Consider the following 21,984-nt stretch of genomic DNA (forward strand, 5'->3'; position numbering starts at 1 on the left):
AAGCCCTGTTTTATAGTGCTTAACGCATTTTTATTTATCTAAATATTCATTCAATTCAATTGCAAGTTTACGTGCATAATCACCAACAACAAGTGAAATTTTATTGGTGCTAATCATAATACCTGTTATAAATTTTGTGCTTTGTAACTCTTCCATTTTAACTAGTGATTTATTTTTAATTAGAACCTTAATATTTGAAATACTTGCACTTACTTCTTCAATATTTTCTTTACCTCCAAGATTGTCAACTAATTCTACAATCTTAATATTTGAAGGTAGTTTAATATTGGTTCCTTCTCTTTTTAATTTAAGTTCCTTCCTGTTTCTTGTGCGTCAATAAACTCAACAAAAACCAAAGGTTACTATTGTTAAGAGAACAACTAAGAATTTATCTTTTTTACTCATAAATTTATTATACAAGATAAAAAACAAAAGAAAATTAATATAAGAGTTAATTTTGCGCCTATTATCTTTTACAAAGATAAATATAAATTTGTTGTAAAATAAATAATAGTAATTTAGCTTAAAAAGAGGTAGTTATGAGTAGAAAAAGATTATTAAGTGGAATTAAACCAACTGGCGACTTAACATTAGGAAACTATATTGGTGCATTAAGAAACTTTGTTAAATTGCAAGAAAATTATGATGAAGCATACTATTTTGTGGCTGACTTACATGCATTAACAACTGGCTACGTAGACCCAAGTGAGTTATATAAAGCTCGAAGAGAAATAGTTGCAATGTATTTAGCATGTGGACTAGACCCTAAAAAAAGCACAATATTTTACCAAAGTGATGTTGTTGAACATGCACTAGCTCAGTGATTAATGACTACTGAAATATCAATTGGAGAGCTAAATAGAATGACCCAGTTTAAGGATAAGAGTCAAAAGCTAGCAAAACAGTCAAATGGAACAGAAAAGATTCCAGCAGGTTTGCTAATGTATCCGGTTTTAATGGCAGCTGACATATTAATTTACAACCCTGATTTTGTGCCAATTGGAGAAGACCAAAAGCAACATTTAGAATTAGCACGAACTATTGCAGAAAGATTAAACCGAGACTATAAGACAAACTTTAAATTAGTTGAAGGGATTATTCCACCTGTTGGTGCAAGAATTATGTCCTTAAGTGATCCAACTAAAAAGATGTCAAAGAGTGATAAAAGTACCAAGTCAACTATTTATCTTCATGACAAACCAGAGGATGCTTATAAGAAAATTTTAAAAAGTGTTACTGACAGCGAGAATAAAGTTTATATTTCAAAAGATAAACCTGGCGTACTAAACTTATTAAATATTTATGCTTCTTTAACCAACAAGTCTCTAACTGAGGCAGAAGCAGAATTTAAAAATAGCAATTATGCAGAATTTAAAAGCACTGTTGCACAAGTAGTTAAAGATGAATTAATTAAAATTCAAGCAAATTATCAAAAAGCTACAAAAATGGTTGATAAAGTAGTTTATGATGGTGCTAAAAAAGCACAAGAAATTTGCCAGCCTATTGTTGAAGATTTAATGAAAAAAATGGGTTTCAGGTAAAATTGTTTTTACTAAAAATCCTATAAAACAGTTATTTTAGAAAAAAGAAGGTATATTATGAAAATTCAAGCAGACAAGTTATTAAATCATACAACTAGTCATCTTTTAGGTGCTGCCGTTGAAAAACTTTATCCAGAAGTTAAATTAGGATTTGGGCCAGCAACTGATGAAGGTTTTTATTATGATTTTGAATTTAAGGAACCTTTGAGCGTAAATGATTTAGGTAAAATTGAAAAATTAATGAAAAAGTTAGCAAATAGAAATCTTGTAACAATTCAAATTTCAGAAAAAGATTATGACTTTACTAATAAACCATACAAAAAAGAGTTATATGATGAACTAAAACAACAAGGCAAAAAAGTAACTTTTTATGCTCTTCAAGATCCACTTAATAAGGAAATTGTTTTTAAGGATTTATGTGCTGGTGGTCATATAGAAAGTACAAAAGTTATTAAAAACTTTAAACTTTTAAGCATTGCAGGAGCTTATTGAAGAGGAAATAGCAACAATATTCAACTTACTAGAATTTATGGAACAAGTTGAGACTCAAAAGAACAACTTGAAAATTATCTTGCTATTTTGGCTGATCGTAAGGAAAGAGATCATAGAAAAATTGGTAAAGAAATGAAGATTTTTGCATTTAACTCTCTTTGCGGTCAAGGTTTGCCAATTTGGTTAGAAGATGGAATGTACATTCACAATGAAATTAGAAACCTAGTTTTAAAAATGGATCGTAAATATGGCTTTACTGAGGTTCTTACTCCTCATTTTGGTTCAGAAGATCTATATAAAACAAGTGGTCACTTAGCGCATTATAAAGAAGATATGTTTGCACCAATAGTAGTTGAAAATGAAAGATTGATAGCTCGTCCAATGACTTGTCCTCATCACATTGTCTGCTACAACCTTGAAAAAAGATCATATCGAGACCTACCAATTAGATATTCAGAACAAAGCCAACTATACCGCTATGAAAAATCAGGTGCACTAACTGGACTTGAGCGTGTTAGGGGAATGCTTCTAACCGAAGGGCACTTATTCGTTAGAAAAGATCAAATTGAGCAAGAAATTAAAAGCATGTATCAATTAATTGAAGAAATGTTACATATCTTCAAAATTGATATAAGTTATATTTCACTTTCACTCCGTGACAAAAGTGATAAAGAAAAATACTTTAATGATGACAAGATGTGAAATAGTGCTGAGAAAATGCTTAAGAAAGCTCTTGATGATATGGGTGTTAAATATGAAACTGTCATTGGAGAAGCTGCATTTTATGGTCCTAAAATAGACATTCAAATTAATACTGCACTAGGTCATGAAGTTACAGTATCAACCATTCAACTTGATTTCTTGCAACCTAAAAACTTTAATATTACATATGTTGGCTCAAACGGAAAAGAAGAGAGACCCGTTATGATTCATCGTGGCTTGATTGGTACATATGAGCGTTTTGTTGCTATTTTACTTGAACAAACAAAAGGAAATTTACCATTTTGACTTGCACCAAAACAAGTAACAATTATTCCAGTTAATTTAGAAGATAATTTAGCATATTCAAGAAGTGTATTTAATAGATTATGAAATTGCAATATCAGAGTTAAGATTGATGATCGCGATGAGCGATTAAACAAAAAAATTCGTGAAGCTCAAATGTCTAAGTCAAAATTCCAACTTATTTTGGGTGCTAATGAAGAAAAAAACAACACTGTTTCATACCGTGAATATGGTAAGGAAGAAACCAAAAATGTTTCAGTAGATGAATTTATTAGTATGTTGAGCAAACTAAGAAATAATTATGAGTAATAAATCAAAAGAAAAAAGAGAAGTTAAAACATGAAGACCACTAGTCAATGTATTTTTTACATTGCTTTTTTGTGTTTTATTTCCCTTTGTTTGATGACTATTTGCAACTAATGATTTTAACAATCAAAAGGTTACAAATTTAGCAATTTGTATTAGTGTTATTTTAATTTACTTTTTTTTGGCTCTTGGTCTAAATATATTATTTTATTATTTTAAGATCCTAAATTTAAGAAGTTTTAACATAAATATACCTCTTCTATGCATCATTTTATGAGTAATTTTAACTTCATATATATCAAACTTTAACATTTATGGGCGGATGGGTGCTTCAATTGGAATAGTTGTTTCAGTGACACTATTAATTAATTTTATAATTGGTAAAATTGAAGATAGAGTTCAAAAGAAAGTTGATGAAAGTAATAAATAGTAGAGGTGGAATTTATGAATATGTGAGTTAAAAGGAGTATTGAATTTGAAAATTATAAAAGTGAAGCTTCATTACTAACAACACTTCACTTTTATAATTTTCAAATATTTTATGTTTTTAGGCTTTAATAAATGAATTTATTAACCTATAAAATAAGACTGATTAATACACTTTTGAATTTCATTATTTTTTTGGTCAAATTAATTTTTTAATATTTATATTATTTTTTGAATATTCAAACAAAATTTTTAATATATAGTATTATTATTAAGACTAATATTAAAGGAGTAAAAAATGTTAAAAGTTTTAGATCACCCACTTATAGCAATTAAACTTACCAATATGAGAGATAGAGAAGCTAATCATTCACGTTTTAGAAGAAATTTAAATGAGATTGCTTCATTGATGGTTTATGAAGTTTTAAGAAACTATAAAACTAAACCACGTAAGATTATTACACCGTTAAATCAAGAATATATTGGTGCAACATTTGACAAAGAAATTGTTATTGTGCCAATTTTAAGAGCTGGTCTCGGTATGCTTGATGGTTTGCTTGAATTAATGCCTGAGGCAAGAGTTGGACACATTGGACTTTATCGTGATGAAGTAACACATAAAGCACATGAGTACTTTTACAAAATGCCTGAAGTTAAAAAAGATAGTTATGTTTTTGTTGTTGATCCAATGTTAGCAACTGGTGGCAGTGCTGTTGATGCAATTAGAAAACTAAAAGAAGACGGTTTTACTAATGTTCATCTTGTTTGTCTAGTAGGAGTTAGCGAAGGTGTTAAAGCTGTTGAAAAAGCTTTTGGCAAAGATTTTGAAATTTATTTAGCTTCACTTGACAAAAAACTTAATGAACAAAGATATATTGAACCTGGTTTAGGGGATGCAGGAGATCGTATTTTTGGAACAAAATAAAAATATCTATTATGGCAAGAATATAGTTTTTAAAATTGTTACAAGTGGAATTTTATTAGCACTTGCAATTGTTGTTAATGTAGTCTGCTCTAGTTTTGCTAGATTTCCGCTAGCACCATTTTTGAAATTCGACTTTTCAATAGTTATTATTCTTTTTGCAGCGATGTTTGTTGCACCTTGGTCAGCATTAATTATAATTATATTTTTAGCCTTAATTGGTCCTTCGTATGGTACAAGTGGATATGATGCTGTTGGTTTATTAGGTCACTTTACTCTAGCAATAGCACAAACAACATTTGTATTCACCTTTTATATTTTTAATAATTTATTAAGCAAAATTATTTTTCAAAACACATACAAAAAGCAAGTTGCTATTTATCTTGTTAACCTATCAATTGCGATTGTACTTACAAGCACAATATTAACTTTTATTAATGTTTTTATTATCACGCCTTGATATTTTAAAGCACTAAACTTACTTAATAATGAGCCTGCGACAATATCAAGTTTGATTAAAAGATGAGGTGATTTTAAAAAAATTTTTTTAAATATTAATAATTATTTTTTAGCAACAAGCAGCCTTTTTTCTCTTTTTAATATTATTAATCTTAGTCTTAATTCAATCTTAATTTTCATATTTTTAAGCTTTAATCTTAAAATTAAATTATGAAAAATTGCTGATTTTGAAGTAAGTAAACAAAAGTTTCTTAAAAATTTATTTATTAGAGCTTGCTTTACTAAATTAAAGAAAAAAATAACAAATAATTAAATAACGCTTAAGGAGTTATTATGTCAACTTACAACCAAAGAAAAATTGAAAAGAAATGACAAAAATATTGAATTGATGCCAAATATTTTGAGCCAGAAAATTCAACTAAAAAACCTAAAAAATATATTTTAAGTATGTTCCCTTATCCTAGTGGAAATATTCATATGGGTCATGTTAGAAATTATGCAATTAGTGATGTTTTAGCTCGTTATTATCGTCGAAAGGGTTTTAATGTTTTACACCCTTTTGGTTGAGACGCTTTTGGTCTTCCAGCCGAAAATGCTGCAATTAAAAATGGCATTCATCCAAAAGATTGAACATATAAAAATATTAAAGTAATGAATCCTAAATTAAAAGATTTAGGGATTTCATTTGCCTGAGATTATGAGTGTATTACTGCAGATGAAATTTATACCAAATGAGAACAACTTATATTTTTAAAAATGTGAAAGAAAGGCTTAGTTTACCGTAAAAAAGCACTTCTTAATTGATGTGAAAATGATCAAACAGTTTTAGCGAATGAACAAGTTGAAAATGGCAAATGTTGACGTTGTGGAGATGTTGTAGTTCAAAAAGAAATGGAACAATACTACTTAAAAATTCGCAATTATGCAAAAGAATTACAAGATGATCTCGGAATTTTAAAAGGTCATTGACCTGATAAAGTTTTAATGATGCAAAAAAACTGAATTGGCTATGAAACGGGTTATTTAGCAAAATTTGATGTTATTGATAAACAACAAAATCACTTTGATTATTTAGATATCTTTACAAAAGATAAAGAAATATTAGCAACAATGAATTTTATTGTTATTAGTGCAAGCCATGATATTGTTACTAGTCTAATTGAACAAAATAAACTAAGTCAACAAGAGATTGAAACTATTAATTTAATTAAGTCAAAAGCAGTTTCAAAAGACTTTTCGCAAAAGTTATTTCTTGAACTCCCTTTAAGTATTATTAATCCAGTAAACAGTCAAGTTTACAATATTTATGTTAGTGATTTTTGTTCACTTGGAGAAAGAAATAGAAGCCAAATTATTGATATTAATAAAGTTAAAAGCCACGAAGAATTTGCTAAATTTAATAATATTGAAATTAAAAACTATGCAGATGTTGAAGTTAACTTTAGCAAAATTGAAGAATCTAGCAAAATTAACCTACAGGATTGAGGAATTAGTAGGCAAAGATATTGAGGATCACCAATTCCAATGATTAATTGTGCTAAATGTGGTTTAGTGCCTGAAAAAGAGAAAAAGTTACCAGTAACTCTACCATATAAGGTTGACTTTACAACCAGTGGTAACCCACTAAAATCTAATGCAAAATGATTAGTTACCAGGTGTCCAAAATGTAATAATAAAGCAACAAGAGAAACTGATACATTTGATACATTCTTCGAGTCAAGTTGATACTTTTTAAGATATACAACACCACCAGCAAAAAGAGAAAGCCACATTTTTGACAAAGCAAAATTGAACTATTGAAACACTGTTGATGAATATATTGGTGGTGTTGAACATGCTATTATGCACTTACTTTATGCACGATTTTTTACCAAAGTTTTAGCTGACTTAAACATGACAACTTTTAGAGAACCTTTTAGTAATTTATTGACACAAGGTATGGTTCTTAAAGATGGGCTAAAAATGTCAAAGTCAAAGGGTAATGTAGTTAGTCCAGATGAAATGATTAAAAAATATGATGCAGACACAATGAGACTTTTTATTCTTTTTGCTGCTCCACCTGAAAAAGAACTTGAGTGAATTTCGTCAGGCATTGAAGGTTGTCATAAATTTATTAAAAAACTTATTGCAAGAAGTATTGAGGTTAAAGCAAGCGACAAACTTAGTGATATCAAAATGTTTGAGTTAAGTAGTGAAGAAAAGAATGCAAGAAGAAAACTTTATCAAGGTCTTCTTAAGCAAGAAAGCCTATTTAATGATCGAAGAAATAATTATGCATTTAATACTCTAATTGCTTGGACTATGGAAACTTTTAATGCTTATGATAAAATTACGAATTCATTGCTAATTAAAGAAATGTACTATGTTTTATTAAATATTTTAGAACCTTTCATTCCACATTTAGCTTGAGAATTAAGTGATAAATTCTTTAAACTTAAAAACTTAAAGGATTTTAAAATAGACAATAGTGCTCTTGAAAGTGATGAAGTTAGCTATGGAGTTACAATTAATGGTAAAATGAGACATCAAATTTGTGTTAATTGCGCAAACAATAACAAAGATTATGTACTCTCATTAGCTAAGAGTGAGTGTTCTAGATGACTTGCAGACCAAAATATTATTAAAGAAATTTTTGTTCCTAACAAGATTGTTAACCTTGTAACAAAAGCAAAATAATCAATTAGTACCAAAAAAGTCCTAAATTTAATTACTTTTTTAATATTTAGTAAGGTAAAATTAAAGAAAATAAAAAATATTTGGCACTTTAATGATAAGAGTGCTAAAATATTACTAACGCATTTTTAAAGGAGAGTTATTATGAAAGAAAAAATCCTGTTAGTAGACATTCTGGATGATAAATTTGTTAGTGATACAATTTATAATCACGAAACTAAAATTATCGATATACCCGCAAAAAACCAAAGTTTCAGTGACCAATATTTAAGTCACTTATTTAACTATTTTGAATCAATTAACCATAATGTTAAGAAAGAAAAAAATGAAGATGCTAAATATCTATTTATTGGATATTTTGACTACCTAAGTGCAGGTTATGATAAGAGTCCCGAATCTAAGGCAAAAATAATTAGTCAAGCAATAAATGTTAATCCATATTGTTCATATGTAAAAGTTCTTGATGTAAAAGTGGTATTTGAAGGTGATTCAAAAGAAGTTAAAAAGTATGTGCTTAAGGTTAAGGGTATAGGACGTTATAAAATAAACCGTCTTGAAACTTCAAACGGTAGCCTTGCAGTAAATTCATTTGATGTTGAAAATGCAGTCGCAGCTAAAAAATCATTTGTGTCTGAATTATCAAAAGAATCAATTAAAAAATTAGATGTGGTGGACACAACAATAACTACACTTGTTGAAAAAGGTATATGAGACAAAATAATTTTTTATAATTTAGAAAATAAAAATTCTACAGAAGTTCGAAATAGATGAGCAGAAGAAAATTATGAAAGAACTCAAAAACTTAATGAAAATGAATTAGATTTTTCTGGCGAAAATATTATTGAATCGCTTATGAGTTACTTTGCATTAGGTGGACTTTATAAATTGGATGTCTTTAATTTAAATTCAATTGATGATCAAATTGATTATATTGCAATAACTCTTTATTCATATCGTAATTTTCATTGAACACCAAAAGAAAAGAAAGTAGTTGATAGTCTTAAATTCTTTGAAAAAGATTTCGTTAAAAACAAAACAATTGATGTTTCTTCAAAGGCAGCACTTAAATATTTTGAAACAGAAAACTTTGTTCGTGGCAATGCTGGATTAAATGAAAAAAGCAAAAAGTTATCTGATGATAAAAAAGACGAATTATTATCTAAAAAACCACCTAAGGATTCAAAAGGTTCTAAAGATCCACTTGCAGATGCAATTATTGAAAATGAACTTAACCAAAAAGTTAAGAATAATTTAGAAAAACAACAAAAAGAGTTTCTATTAAGAGAAAAACTTAAAGCAATTAAAGAAAGTCTTTCTGAAAGTGATGGAGCAAATGAAGAAGACGATTCATTTGCTAAATTAATTCATGATCCTAAATTGAAACAAATGTATCCTGAAAGTGTTCTTAAATTAATTTCAACTGAAAAAGAAAAACTAAAGGGTATGATGTCTGGTACACCTGATGCAAATATTGGCGCTGCATACATTAGTACTCTTAAGAAAATGCCTTGAAGAAAAATTGAAGTTGAAACTCTTGATATCAAACATGCTAAGGAAGTCTTAGACAAAAATCACTATGGTTTAGAAAAAGTTAAAGAACGTATTATTGAATACCTTTCTTTAATTATTAACCACAAGAACATATCTAAAAAATCTGAAGAAAACAAGTTAATTGACATAGAAGAAAACTATCAAATTGATTTATCTTTGTTTAAAGAAGATACAAAGAATTCAAAAATTCAAAAGAAATTTAATAATGTGCCTATTCTTACATTAGTTGGTCCACCAGGTACTGGTAAAACATCACTTGCAAGAGCAATTGCTGAAGCACTTAATAAAAGTTATATTAAGATTAGTCTAGGTGGTGTTCATGACGAAAGCGAGATTAGAGGTCACAGACGTACATATGTAGGCTCAATGCCAGGTAAAATTATTAAAGCAATCCAAAGAGCAGGTGTATCAAACCCATTAATTTTACTTGATGAAATTGACAAAATGTCTTCTGATTATAAAGGTGACCCTGCTAGTGCTATGCTTGAAGTTCTTGATCCAGAACAAAACACAAAATTCCAAGATAACTATCTTGAACATGAATATGACTTGTCAAAAGTTATGTTCATTGCAACAGCAAACTATTATGAAAATATTCCGCCTGCATTAATTGACCGTGTTGAAATCATTGAATTGAACTCATATACAATTAATGAAAAGATTAAAATTGCTCGTGAGCACTTAATTGACTCAACAGTTGAACAAGCAGGAATTAAGAAAGAACAATTCAATATCGATGATAAAACATTAGAGTTTATTATTAAGCACTATACAGCTGAGGCAGGTGTTCGTGGTCTAAAGAGAAACCTAGACAAAATTGCCCGCAAGATTGTTACAAGAATTGTTGAAGGTGAAAAAATTTCTAAATTTACAATTGACAAAAATATTGCGATTGAAATGTTAGGCACACCTAAGTTTACTGACCACCAAGATACAAAGGAACCACAAGTTGGTGTTGTTAATGGATTAGCTTATACATCAATAGGCGGAACTACTTTACAAATTGAGGTTTCTAGTTTCAAGAGCAAAAATAGTGGCATTAAATTAACAGGTTCTCTAAAAGATGTTATGAAAGAGTCAGCAAACATAGCACTTTCATACATAAGGGCAAACGCTGAGAAGTTTGATATTAAAAACTTTGCTTTTGATGAGCGAGAAATTCATATTCACGTACCAGAAGGTGCAGTTCCTAAGGATGGCCCAAGTGCGGGTGTAACTTTCACAACTGCATTAGTTAGTGCTTTAAGCAATAAACCAGTTCCTCAAGACATTGCTATGACTGGCGAAATTACACTAAGAGGTCGTGTATTTGAAATAGGTGGACTAAAAGAAAAATCGTTTGCTGCATACAAAAAAGGAATTAAAACAGTGTTTATTCCAAAAGACAATGAAAAGAACATTGCAGATATTCCTGATGAAGTTAGAAAAGCAATAACTTTTATACCAGTTGAATCATATGATGAAATCTATCAACACATTTTTGCTAAACAAAAAAGCAATAATAACGTTGATGAAGAATCTACTAAAAAGCCTATAAAACAGTCAAAAACAAAAAAATAAAAGATAATAATTTAGCTTATATTTTCAAAATATAAGCTTTTTTGTTTTTTTATCAATTACAAAAATTAACTCTTTATTGATATAATAAATTTAATCAAAGGAGAGATTATGGCCGCTGAGGGTATCATTGTTTTTGGAGTAAATATTATTTTATCAATTGCCTGTATAATTGTGGGGGTTTTGCTTTTTTGGAAAACACCAAAGTTTAATAAGCATTTAGGTTATCATACTAAATTAGCAACAAGCAATAGCGATTTTTATCAATTTGCAAACAAAAATTTTGGAAAAATGATTTTTATATTGGGTATTGTAACATTGACTATCACGATTATTAGTTCAGCTGTTGTTTTTTCTGTGCGAGATTTTTACTATTTATTCTTTATTGTTTTTGCATTATGAGCTATTTCATTTATTAGTATCATAATTTATATTGAAATTATGTTGCGTAAGAGACAAAAGATTATTGGGAATTTTTAAAAAATATTAGAAGTTTAGTGCTTCTAATATTTATTTTTGATTCTTTCATAATTCTTTTTGTTTTTACTGTAGTAAGCTTCTAAAAGATCTTTTTGAGTATAACCTAAAAGTTTTGCTGTTCCTAGTGTAAGAGCTAGAATCTCACCGATAACAAATTTATTGATGTTGTTTGTGGCACTAGAAATAGTTTGAAACAATAAACAAATTTGTTTATTTACATCCCTGCTCATAATTAAAGGGTTAATATTTGGCTCCACATCGTATTGGTAAGCAAATGAACCAACAAAGTGTAAAATGTCCGCAAATTCTTCAAGCGCTTTATCCTTATCAACTTCCTTGGTTGCCTTTCAATATTTAAAGGTTTGCACTTCATTAGCAAATTCAGCTGTTTCAACAAGTAAAGCAAGTAATTTCATATAGTGAAATTCCCTGATTTTGTTTTTTGAAGCTTTAGCATTGATATCGTTTCTTGCTGTTATTGCTTCATCAAGTTCCTTTTGCATGGTAAAAATTTTTGATAAATTCATGTATCTATTATACAACTTTATATTTTTACTAAAAGGCAAATAAAAAAGCTAAACAGTTTTAGCTAATTATCTGATTCTTCTAATAATTTTAAAGAACGCGAAGCTTCCTTAGCGAGAATGTCTTTTGAATTTAAATATGTTTTTAATATTTGCTTACTTGCTTCAAAATTAAATGCAGAAAGTAAAATTATGAATTTTCAAACAAAAATTTTATTGTTAATATTTTTATCATAAATGTCAATTAATTCATTGAGTAATTTTTCGTTTGCTAATTCTTTTTTATTAAAGCATATTGAACCAATTGAATCGATAACTTCCAATTTTTGCTCACTTGTGCCTAATTTTAGAGTTTCAAGCAATATTGGCAATATAGATGGGTGCATTTTTGCTAGTGATTTAGCAATTATATCCCGTGGGGTAGGATATAATTTTTTTAAGCTAACATATTTAGGTATTTCACTAATTTGGTTTCTTCCAATTTTTCCTAAAAATTCAACCATTTTTTTAGCTGTAAATATGTTACCTGTCTCAAGAGTTTCGCAAATTGCAATCTTTGTATAAAGTTTGTCCTCGATACATAGACGCTTTAACAGAGCATCAACAGATTCTTCATCCATAGGCGATAGATTATAGGCAACCGATGAGCGTACTCATGCATATTCATGATTTAATAATTTTAAAAGTTCATCTTTACTTTTATTTTCAAATTCAGCAATATCTTCACCATCAATATAGCCTCTTGATAATCATTGTTTTTTATTTTCAACTGGTTTCATAAATCCTCATTAAATATTTCAATATGGTTCATCAATATGCACTAATTCAACAGGTATGTCATGGAATTTTTGTTTTAAAATTTCGTAGACATCATCAGCAAACACTTGTTCATCAAGGTGTGGTATTTCAAGAATTTTTGTTCCTGTTTCTTTATATGTAATTCAATCACTTCATTTGATATCACTTGTAACAATTAAGTCATAATTCATTTTAACAATATTATTTATTTCTCTAATATCTCCCGCACCAGAAAGAAAAGCAATTTTACTAATTTGACTGTTTCATAGTCCTTTTGGAAAATTTGTTCTCATAGCATTAAAACCAAAAGCATTCTTAATTTTTGCTACTAAATCATTAAAAGTAGTATCAAATTTAACTAAATTTGGATAGTTGTTAATATAGTTTTGTTTATATTTATCCAAATTTAATTTCTTAATTATCTGGTATGATGTGCCACAAGGTTGATTATCATAATTTGTATGAAATGCTAAGACGTTAATTCTTTTTTCTTTGCAAATTTGATAAATAGCACTTTTATAAGGTGCACTTGCTTCTTCGTCTTTTCAAGTTTCTTCAAATTTAAATGGGTGGTGAGTTAGAATTAAATTAGCATTCATCTCTAGTGCTTTGTTTAAAACTTCATTAGTTAAATCTATTGCACATACTATACCTCTTAATGGTTCAGCAAGGTTGAATTTTAAAGAAAAACCGCTTGGGTCTCATTCTTCTTTAAAACCAAGAGGTCACTTATCTAATAGAAATTTTGTCACTTTTCTAATTTGCATTATTTAATAAAGTCTTTCAAGTGGCGTCCCTTGCGTGTGCTACTTTTAAGTTTTCTTAAAATTTTATTCTCGATTTGGCGAATTCTTTCTTTTGAAACACCTCTTTCTTCAGCTAATTTTTCAAGAGAGTGAATTGGATATTTATTTCCATTTTCATCAATGCCAACTCCATAACGCTTACAGATTAAAATTCTTTCTTCATCGTCAAGTGATTTTTCAAGAATTGAATTAAGTGTTTCAACCAATTCTTCTTGTGAAGCAAAGTCCACCGGATTAACCACGCTTTCATCCTTGACAAAGTCGCTAAATGAAGAATCATTTTCTTTTCCGATTTGTTTATCTAACGAAATGGGATCAATGTTAATTTTTCTAATGTATCTAACTTTATCTGCATCGTAGCCATTACCATATCTTTCTGCAATCATTTCATCAGTAGGTTCATGTCCTAATTCTTGTTGAAGTTCACGTTCAATTTTTGTAATTTTGTTAATAGTTTCTACCATATGAACTGGAACTCTAATAGTTCTAGCTTGGTCAGCAACAGCACGAGTAATCGCTTGTCTAATTCATCAAGTCGCATATGTTGAGAATTTAAAGCCCTTTGATACATTATATTTTGAAACAGCCTTAACTATACCTGAGTTACCTTCTGAAATTAAGTCTATAAAACTTAGTCCTCTATTTTTATATTTTTTAGCATTATTAATAACTAAACGAAGATTACGCTTAATAAGTTTATCTCTTGCACGTTTACCTCTAAAACCGCCTTTTTCCATTTCTTGAGCAAGTTTCTTTTCTTCTTCAATTGTCAAAAGTTTTCCATATTTACCAATTCAACGCATGTATCATTTAACTATATCATTTGTTTCGGTAAGCTTATTTGTAAGATCTTTATCTTTGATAACTTTAGTATCATTTAGGTTAATTTCTTCATCTTCGTAACTTTCTAACTCAAGTGTATCGTCAAGGTTTTTTGATTTACTTTTCTTTGTTTTTTTCTTTTCTTCTACCTCTTCGTAGTATTCATCCTCTTCATCTTCATCATAACTTGTGTCAACATAATCATCTTCAATTATGTATTCTTGGCTCTCATCATCATCGCCATATGAACTTACAAGACTATAACTATCGTCATCATCTTCAAGGTCTTCATCATAAATATTACTTTTTATACTTTTAACTTCTATTTCATCTGTATATTCTTTTTTGTTTCTTGAACTTTCTTCAATTTCAGAGTCAAAATCATCAAGGCTAACATCATCAAGATCACCTTCGTCACTTTCATCTATAATTAAACCTGCTTCAAATAACTGAGCTAGAACTTCGTCCATTGATTCATCATCAATTTCAACTTTAATTGAATCTAGGTATTCATAAACTTCTTCTTGGGTAATTTGCTTCTTTTTTATACTCCTTGTGTGCTTTTTAATCATTGAAACAAATGATTTAATTTCACTTGATTTACTCATGTTTATTCTCCTTTATCTATATATGCATTTTTAACATCATAGTCTGATGACTTTCTTTTTCCAATTTGTCTCATTTTTTTGCTAAAGTCTTCATAAAATTTACTTGACTTGTTTTTTTCATCATTATTATCTTGTGCAATAATCTTAAGTCTTTCTTCATTAGCAGTGTATTCAATGTATGCTTTATCCGATTCATTTATTGCCAATCGATAAACATTTTCAAAATTCGTCTCAATTTCTTCCTTAGTTTTGTAATTTTTGTTAAAACCACTAAGGTCGACATTAATTTCCTTTTTTTCGAGTTCAATAATATACTTTTTTAATATATCATCATTTAATTTGTTTTGTTCTTTTAGCAATTTATAAATTTCGTGTTTTAACTCTTCATCATTAAAGTATGCAAAGAAAAAATCATCATTTTTATTTCTTTCAAACTTTCTAAATAATTTATTTAATTCTGGATAATTGAGCAGAACATAAAAAAGCCGATTAATTAGTTTTCCATCTGGATCAGGAGGAATTCTTTTAGTATTGTTTTTATAATTCGCAATATCATTATTGCGATTGACATGGTTTTGGTATTCTAACTCGTTTTCTAATAGTGGCGGAACATCTTGTTGTGAAAAATCATAATCTTCATATTCACTTCCGCCTGATGGCGGTGCATAAATTTCTTGTGAGTCATATGGGTCAGGCAATTTAGGTTTACTACTGATTTTAATGTCAAAACGATAATCATTTTTGATTTTATTCTTATAAAATTCTTGAATATTTAGAACTTGATGTTCAAGATAGTAAACAAAATCATCGCAAAAAGCCTTAATATTTTTCATTTCATTGTCAAGAGAAATATTTAGGTTATATTTTCTGCTTAAATATTGATAAATAAAATCTAGTGCAGCAGGTGCGTTTTTTATTAAATTGTGTATGTTTTCTGGCCCATAGTCATTAAACAATTCATCTGGATCACTTTTGGTTGTGTTATTAACAATATAAGTGTCAATTCGATGGTCAAGCAAGAACTTTGCACTTTTAAGCGAAGCTTTTTGACCAGCGTCATCACCATCAAGGAAAATTATTATTTTTCTTCCTTTTAGCAAGCGAAAATGATTGTTGGTTAGTGCAGTACCCATTAAGCCGACAGCATTAAAGATTTTTGCTTTATAAAGGGCTATAACATCAAAGAAGCCTTCTGTAATTATAATTGTTCCATCTTGACTTTTTTCACTAGCTTGATTTCAGTTATATAAAAGAGAATTCTTTTTGAATAATTTTGTTTCATTACTATTGATGTATTTTGGTTTAGTTTCATTGTCAAGAGCACGCGCACTAAAGCCTACTATCTCACCTCGTTCATCTCTTATAGCAAAAGTTATACGGTCTTTAAATGACAATGCTTTATTATGACTATTAATTAAACTTGCTTTTACTAGTAGGTCAGCATTATTTTCTAGTTCATTTGCAAAAATTGACTTAAAACTTTCTTGGTCACCAAAACCAATATCAAAGTTTTGTATTATTTCATTACTTAGGGAACGTTTATTTACAAATGATTTTAGAGTACTTGATTTTCTTTTTATTAGTTCAAGTTTGAAGAGTGAGTTAGATTTGTTATTGATTTCAATTATTCTTAAGTCTTCTTCATTGTAATAACTAACTGTTTTTTGAAAAAAACTTAAATCAACGTTGCTATTACTTTTGTTTGCTAAATATTCAAGTGCTTCTTGAAGACTTCACTTTTTATATTTTCTTAAAAAGGCTAAGACATCTCCCCCGACTTGACAAACAAAACATTTAAAAATTTGCTTCTTTTCATCAACATTCATTGATGGGTTTGTGTCCTGATGAAAAGGACAAATGCAAACATAACTTCGGCCTTTTTTACTTAAGGTAATAAATGAGCCAATTACATCAACAATGTTATTGTTTGCAATAATTGATTTAATTATTTCATGATTATTGTTGCTCATTCATTAACTCCCACTTTTATTAAAACCTGTTTTATAGTTCTTTTAGTAAATTTCTAATTAGAACAGTCTTTTGTTGCATGCTATCACGATCTCTAATAGTGACTGTTTTATTTTCAATTGAGTCAAAATCTATTGTGACGCAGTATGGTGTACCTATTGCATCCTGGCGTCTATATCTTTTACCTATTGAACCACTTTCATCATATGTTACAGAAATCCCTGCTTTCAATAATTTTTCATAAATTTTAGTTGCTTCATTATTAAGTTTTTTAACTAAAGGCAACACTGCAACCTTATATGGAGCAAGATCTTTATGTAAGTGAAGTATTACTCTTGAATCATCACCTTCAAGTTTTTCTTCATCATATGAGTCAATTAATATTGCTAACATTAAGCGATCAAGTCCCATAGAAGGTTCAATTACATAAGGGATATATCTTTCATTACTAATAGGGTCAATGTATTCAAGATTTTCTCCTGTTGCACTCATATGTGCTTTAAGGTCAAAATCAGTACGATTTGCGATTCCTAAAAGTTCTCCTCAACCAAACGGGAAGAAATATTCAATATCACTTGTGCCTGATGAATAGTGACTTAGTTCTTCTTTGTCATGTTCTCTAATACGAATATTTTGAGCCTCTAGACCTAAGTCGAGAGCAAATTTTTGAGCTTTTTTAATGTAGTACTTATAAAGTTTATCTGCTTCATTAGGATGACAAAAGACTTCAAGTTCCATTTGTTCAAATTCACGAGTACGGAAGATAAAATTACCTGGCGTAACTTCATTTCTAAAACTTTTACCCACTTGTCCAATACCCATAGGTAATTTTGAACGCATGCTCCTTTGGACATTTTTGAAGTTAACGAAAATACCTTGTGCTGTTTCTGGCCTTAAGTAAATTTTGCTCTTGGTTTCTTCTGTAACACCTTGTTTTGTTTCAAACATAAGATTAAATTTTCTAATTTCACTTCAGTTAGTTTTTGAACCTTCATATTCTTTTAGATTTTTGTCAAGGAAAGTTTTAATTTCTTCATTTGACATCTTTTCTGGAATAATGTTTTGATCAATTTCTTGAACTAGTTTGTCAGCACGATATCTTTTACCATTAACTTTGTTTTCAATTAAAGGATCATTGAAATTGTTAACATGACCAGAAGTTATTCAAACCTGAGGGTTCATTAAAATTTTTGAATCAAGTAGGTGGTTATTTTTTTCACTTTTGATAAATTCATTTTTTCAAGCAGTTTCAATATTATCTTTTAATAATGAACCTAATGGTCCATAGTCTCAGGTGTTAGCTAAGCCACCATAAATTTCACTACCTTGAAATACAAAACCACTTGCTTTTAAATGATTAATTAAAACAGTCATATTTTTTTCATTGTTTTTCATATATTTATCTCCGCCTTAAATAAGTGCAATAATTACAAAAAATGCAGCAATGTGCATTTTCGTAATTAAATTTTAACCTCCAAAATTAAAGAATATTGGACCACCAGCTAATTGAATAATTGCAAGTATATCTAATGTTAAAAGTCCTGCAAGGATTAGAACTAATAATAAGATTAGAAAGTAAAAGCCTGCTGTATTACGCTTTTTAGCAGGAAGTTTGTCTGCTGTTTCACTTGATTCAAGTGCTACAGGTTCATCACCTCTAAGACCTGTGAAAAAGTTTTCGTCAACTTTTTTATCTTTATTATCAATTATTTGAATTGGTTTTTCCTCAACAACTCTAACTGCAAAGTCACTGGTTTCTGGTTTTTTAGCTTCTTTGTGGTCAATTAGCACAAAGTCGCTTACACCATTTTTTTCTTCCTTAATATCTTGAATGAAAAGTTGTTCATTAGCAACCGGTTCGACTTCTTGAACAAAAAGCTGGTCCTCAAATGTTACTTGTGGTTCTTGCTCAAGGGTTGGTTTTTCTTCAACAATTGTTTCCTGAACTGCTTCAGGTTGTGATTGCTCTTCAACAACAACTTCAGGTTGTGATTGTTCTTCGATAACATCTTCAACCTCACCCATAACCATTTCAACTTCTTTAGGTTCTTCATGGTTTAAACTTGTATCAACTGCATCTCTTTCAGCTGATTGGATTGTTATTGTTTTAGTAGCATCTGATTCATTAATAACTGTTACTGAGAATTTGCTTCTTGTTGCTAAGTAAGGAATTGCATATTCATATTCACTGTATGGTACAAAACCAACGTGATAAAGGTCTACTAACACATATGAGTTAGCTCATGAAATTGATTGTTTTTGTTTTGTTTCTTTGTTTAAGAAATAAGCACGATTTGCTGGAGTATCTTCTAATTCACTATCAATGCTTAGTAATGCTAATAATGACTCAAATGTTGCATCCAATTCAGTGTGCATTCTTTTAACTAATTCAGCATGTGAAAAATTAGGATTTTCTTCAACTTCAAGCAATTGTTTATTAAAGTTGGCATAGTTTTTCTTGATTGCATCATAGTCAGCTTGACTAACTTTTTGTTTTGGAGTAGTTTCGATAATATTTTTAATTTTTTCAGTATATAATGCTACACCACCTACATAGTCATCAAAACCTAAAGTAACATAGTTAACATATGAAACGCCCTCGAGTGGTTTGTAATTACGTTTAAGTAATTCCATTTTACGAGCCATTTCATTGAAGTTCATATCCTTTTTAGCTAATTCTTGTTTGAGAAGTTCTAATTCTTTATCAGCTTCAGCATTATTTTCATGAATTTGTGCTAATAAAATATTAATTTGTTCTTGAAACTGTGATCTAATTGCTTCAACATCGACAATATCTGATTGTTTTTTCTTTTTAGCAATTTCTAATTCTGGTGGAAAGTAGGTTGCTGGATCCGAAATAAGTACAAAGTCTAAATTTTTTAATCTTTCTTTTGCTCCATAATAGTCATGTTGGAATGTTGATGGATTAATATTAATTTGACGGCAGTTTCCTTCATAGGTTCCACCACCATCAAAACCTGCTGTTTTGATGTAGTAGTTTCATTGACCATCTTCATAGTCACAAGTTAATTGACCTTCAAAAATTTTCTTATCATTTTGATATCAAACTGCTGTTTCATATTTAAGCAACATATATCATTCAAGAGCTTCTTCTCTTGTTTTAAATTTAGCTAAGCCGATTTTAATTTTAGGATGTTTAAGTAATCAAGGGTATGTTAAATCTTTTTTTGCTTCATAAGTACAGTTAAGTCTTTTCATATTGATTCCTCACTAATTTTTAATTAGCCAACTTATATTTTTAATTTAATTTTGGCTTAATATTCATATTTAATATTATTATAAAATAATATTTAAATTTAATATGTAATTAGTATTAAAAATTGGCTAAATTTTTAAAAATTTTAATTTTTGTTAAAAAATCAAATTTTAGGCAATTAGATTTAAATTTTTTCCATATTTTTTCCATTTATTAATAAAGTTTTAATTAGTGTTACTATATAAATTTTAAATAATTACCTATTTTCACCAATTTCAGTTACAAAACCTACAAAATAGTAAAAAACAAAGTGAAATAATCAAAAATTTCCTTGTTTTTTATTTAGTTTTGATATAATATATAGTAACATTACTATATAAAAAGGAAATTAAAGATGGCAATACCAAAAGAAATATTATCGATTGAGAGACCAAAAGGAACGATTGTAAGAAACAGTTTTGGAATTTATTCAGTTGTTAAGAGAAGTTCAAAATATGTTAACGGAAAAGTTTATTCCTACAATATTGCGGTTATTGGAAGAATAGAGAACGGCAAATATATAGCATTAAAAGAACCAAAATACATGAAAAACAATAAGAAGCGTAGTAACAACAATAAAGGACTATGGAAATGTTGCAATTTTTCAAAAACATGGCAAAAACATATACGAACAATTACAAAAACATTTTGATGAATTGACAACTAAGAAAATTTATTTAATATCATTAATTCGATGTGCTTATCCAAAGGCCACAAACAGAGATTTAAAATTTTATTATGAAACTTCTTTCCTATCGGAATTATTTAAAAATGTTGGTTTAAGTGAATCCATGATGCCTGATTTTTTTGAAAGAGTCGGAAGAGATTATGCAAAAATTGAGAATTTCATGGTTGATAGAATTAACCAGTTTAAAAAATCTATTCAAATTATTGATGGTACATTAAAATCATACAATTCTGATGATTCTGTTTTTTCTAAATGAACAAGAAAAGGAAAAATAAAAGGTAGTAAAGATTTTACACTTTTGTATACATACGATTTAAAAACAAAAGAACCAATCTATGGTAGACCATATGCTGGAAATATGTTGGATTGCACTATATTTGAAGACTATTTGGAAAATATAGCTAAAAATGATGAGTTAATAGTTGGGGATAAAGGTTATTGGAATTCTAAGATAATTAAGAAGATTGAAGAACACAAAAAAATGAGATATTTATTTCCAATTAAACGTTCTTCAAAACTAATTTCAGCAAATAATTTAATGGATAATTTGATTCCATTAATGATAAAAGATAGAAATTTACTTGGAAAAATTACTAATATAGGAAATAAATACTATTACACAATTAAAGATTTAGATATAGAAGCGAATGAAAGAAAAGTGCTTTTTAAAATGTCACAAAAGAAGAATAATTTTGAATTTCAAAAATTTAATGATGAAACTATAAATCTAGGTACAATAATCTTTGAATCTAACAGCAAACTATCACTTGAAGATGTCTACACAATATATTCTCAAAGATGAGAAATAGAAGAAATGTTTAGATTTTATAAGAACATTTTAGAATTACCAAAAACAGGAGTTCATTCTGAATATAGCTTATATACAACAGAGTTTATTAATTACATTTCATTGATAATTTCAATGAGAGTTAAGAACGAATTAACAAGGCTGAACCTAGCTGAAAAATATTCATATAATCAAATTATCAACTATCTAAAATCATTTAAAAAACAATCGTCCAATGGTGTTGATTGAAGAAATACTAAATTATTAAATTACATTGAAAAACTTGCTGAAATTTTAGCCATATAGTAACATCTG

Annotated in this window: 18 protein-coding genes; 10 read left to right on the top strand and 8 right to left on the bottom strand. The window is 28.7% G+C overall.

Annotated features, from left to right (window positions below; genetic code table 4):
• Nucleotides 1–30: 30 nt before the first annotated feature.
• Nucleotides 31–405, bottom strand: a complete 375-nt coding sequence (locus NPA07_RS02305; RefSeq protein ID WP_126117863.1) for a PTS transporter subunit EIIB — start codon at nucleotides 403–405, stop codon at nucleotides 31–33.
• A 134-nt stretch (nucleotides 406–539) separates the two neighbouring features.
• Here NPA07_RS02305 and trpS point away from each other — a divergent pair, with 134 nt between their 5' ends.
• The 8 genes from trpS to NPA07_RS02345 all read left to right on the top strand — a co-directional run bounded on the left by trpS (nucleotide 540) and on the right by NPA07_RS02345 (nucleotide 11,412).
• Complete coding sequence (trpS, locus tag NPA07_RS02310) at nucleotides 540–1,541, top strand: tryptophan--tRNA ligase (protein WP_126117862.1); 1,002 nt, start codon at nucleotides 540–542, stop codon at nucleotides 1,539–1,541.
• A 57-nt stretch (nucleotides 1,542–1,598) separates the two neighbouring features.
• Nucleotides 1,599–3,347: a threonine--tRNA ligase gene (thrS, locus tag NPA07_RS02315; protein WP_126117861.1), complete on the top strand. Its 1,749-nt coding sequence runs from the start codon at nucleotides 1,599–1,601 to the stop codon at nucleotides 3,345–3,347.
• Complete coding sequence (locus NPA07_RS02320) at nucleotides 3,340–3,774, top strand: MAG3450 family membrane protein (protein WP_256553291.1); 435 nt, start codon at nucleotides 3,340–3,342, stop codon at nucleotides 3,772–3,774. The genes thrS and NPA07_RS02320 overlap by 8 nt, the downstream gene beginning before the upstream one ends.
• A gap of 294 nt (nucleotides 3,775–4,068) precedes the next feature.
• Nucleotides 4,069–4,695: a uracil phosphoribosyltransferase gene (gene upp, locus NPA07_RS02325; RefSeq protein WP_126117859.1), complete on the top strand. Its 627-nt coding sequence runs from the start codon at nucleotides 4,069–4,071 to the stop codon at nucleotides 4,693–4,695.
• A complete protein-coding gene (locus tag NPA07_RS02330) occupies nucleotides 4,682–5,464 on the top strand; it encodes an MPN527 family putative ECF transporter permease subunit (protein ID WP_126117858.1) in 783 nt (260 codons plus the stop codon). Before upp ends, NPA07_RS02330 begins: the two co-directional genes overlap by 14 nt.
• Before the next feature lie 20 nt (nucleotides 5,465–5,484).
• On the top strand, nucleotides 5,485–7,827 hold the full coding sequence (locus tag NPA07_RS02335; protein ID WP_126117857.1) for a class I tRNA ligase family protein: 2,343 nt from the start codon (nucleotides 5,485–5,487) through the stop codon (nucleotides 7,825–7,827).
• 141 nt (nucleotides 7,828–7,968) lie between these two features.
• Nucleotides 7,969–10,935: an endopeptidase La gene (gene lon / locus NPA07_RS02340; RefSeq protein ID WP_126117856.1), complete on the top strand. Its 2,967-nt coding sequence runs from the start codon at nucleotides 7,969–7,971 to the stop codon at nucleotides 10,933–10,935.
• A 108-nt stretch (nucleotides 10,936–11,043) separates the two neighbouring features.
• Nucleotides 11,044–11,412 (top strand): SdpI family protein, encoded by a 369-nt coding sequence (locus tag NPA07_RS02345; protein WP_126117855.1) that lies wholly within the window; start codon nucleotides 11,044–11,046, stop codon nucleotides 11,410–11,412.
• 23 nt (nucleotides 11,413–11,435) lie between these two features.
• Here NPA07_RS02345 and NPA07_RS02350 read toward each other — a convergent pair whose 3' ends face one another.
• The 7 genes from NPA07_RS02350 to NPA07_RS02380 form a co-directional block, all read right to left on the bottom strand.
• Entirely contained in the window at nucleotides 11,436–11,939 is a 504-nt protein-coding gene (locus NPA07_RS02350; RefSeq protein WP_126117854.1) for a dUTP diphosphatase, read from the bottom strand.
• A 62-nt stretch (nucleotides 11,940–12,001) separates the two neighbouring features.
• On the bottom strand, nucleotides 12,002–12,715 hold the full coding sequence (locus NPA07_RS02355; RefSeq protein ID WP_126117853.1) for a HEAT repeat domain-containing protein: 714 nt from the start codon (nucleotides 12,713–12,715) through the stop codon (nucleotides 12,002–12,004).
• A gap of 9 nt (nucleotides 12,716–12,724) precedes the next feature.
• Entirely contained in the window at nucleotides 12,725–13,501 is a 777-nt protein-coding gene (locus tag NPA07_RS02360) for a Nif3-like dinuclear metal center hexameric protein (RefSeq protein ID WP_126117852.1), read from the bottom strand.
• Nucleotides 13,501–14,970 (bottom strand): RNA polymerase sigma factor, encoded by a 1,470-nt coding sequence (locus NPA07_RS02365; protein ID WP_126117851.1) that lies wholly within the window; start codon nucleotides 14,968–14,970, stop codon nucleotides 13,501–13,503. The genes NPA07_RS02360 and NPA07_RS02365 overlap by 1 nt, the downstream gene beginning before the upstream one ends.
• Before the next feature lie 2 nt (nucleotides 14,971–14,972).
• Nucleotides 14,973–16,940 (bottom strand): DNA primase, encoded by a 1,968-nt coding sequence (gene dnaG / locus NPA07_RS02370; protein ID WP_126117850.1) that lies wholly within the window; start codon nucleotides 16,938–16,940, stop codon nucleotides 14,973–14,975.
• A 31-nt stretch (nucleotides 16,941–16,971) separates the two neighbouring features.
• Nucleotides 16,972–18,333, bottom strand: a complete 1,362-nt coding sequence (locus NPA07_RS02375; protein WP_126117849.1) for a glycine--tRNA ligase — start codon at nucleotides 18,331–18,333, stop codon at nucleotides 16,972–16,974.
• 72 nt (nucleotides 18,334–18,405) lie between these two features.
• Nucleotides 18,406–20,157, bottom strand: a complete 1,752-nt coding sequence (locus tag NPA07_RS02380; RefSeq protein WP_126117848.1) for an MAG3090 family protein — start codon at nucleotides 20,155–20,157, stop codon at nucleotides 18,406–18,408.
• A gap of 392 nt (nucleotides 20,158–20,549) precedes the next feature.
• Between NPA07_RS02380 and NPA07_RS02385 the strand changes: the two genes are divergently transcribed.
• Together NPA07_RS02385 and NPA07_RS02390 are read left to right on the top strand one after the other, a co-directional pair.
• On the top strand, nucleotides 20,550–20,861 hold the full coding sequence (locus NPA07_RS02385; protein ID WP_256553292.1) for a hypothetical protein: 312 nt from the start codon (nucleotides 20,550–20,552) through the stop codon (nucleotides 20,859–20,861).
• Entirely contained in the window at nucleotides 20,851–21,975 is a 1,125-nt protein-coding gene (locus tag NPA07_RS02390; RefSeq protein ID WP_256553293.1) for a transposase, read from the top strand. Before NPA07_RS02385 ends, NPA07_RS02390 begins: the two co-directional genes overlap by 11 nt.
• Nucleotides 21,976–21,984: the final 9 nt, after the last annotated feature.

Source organism: Mycoplasmopsis caviae, assembly GCF_024498215.1.
GTDB lineage: Bacteria > Bacillota_I > Bacilli_A > Mycoplasmatales > Metamycoplasmataceae > Mycoplasmopsis > Mycoplasmopsis caviae.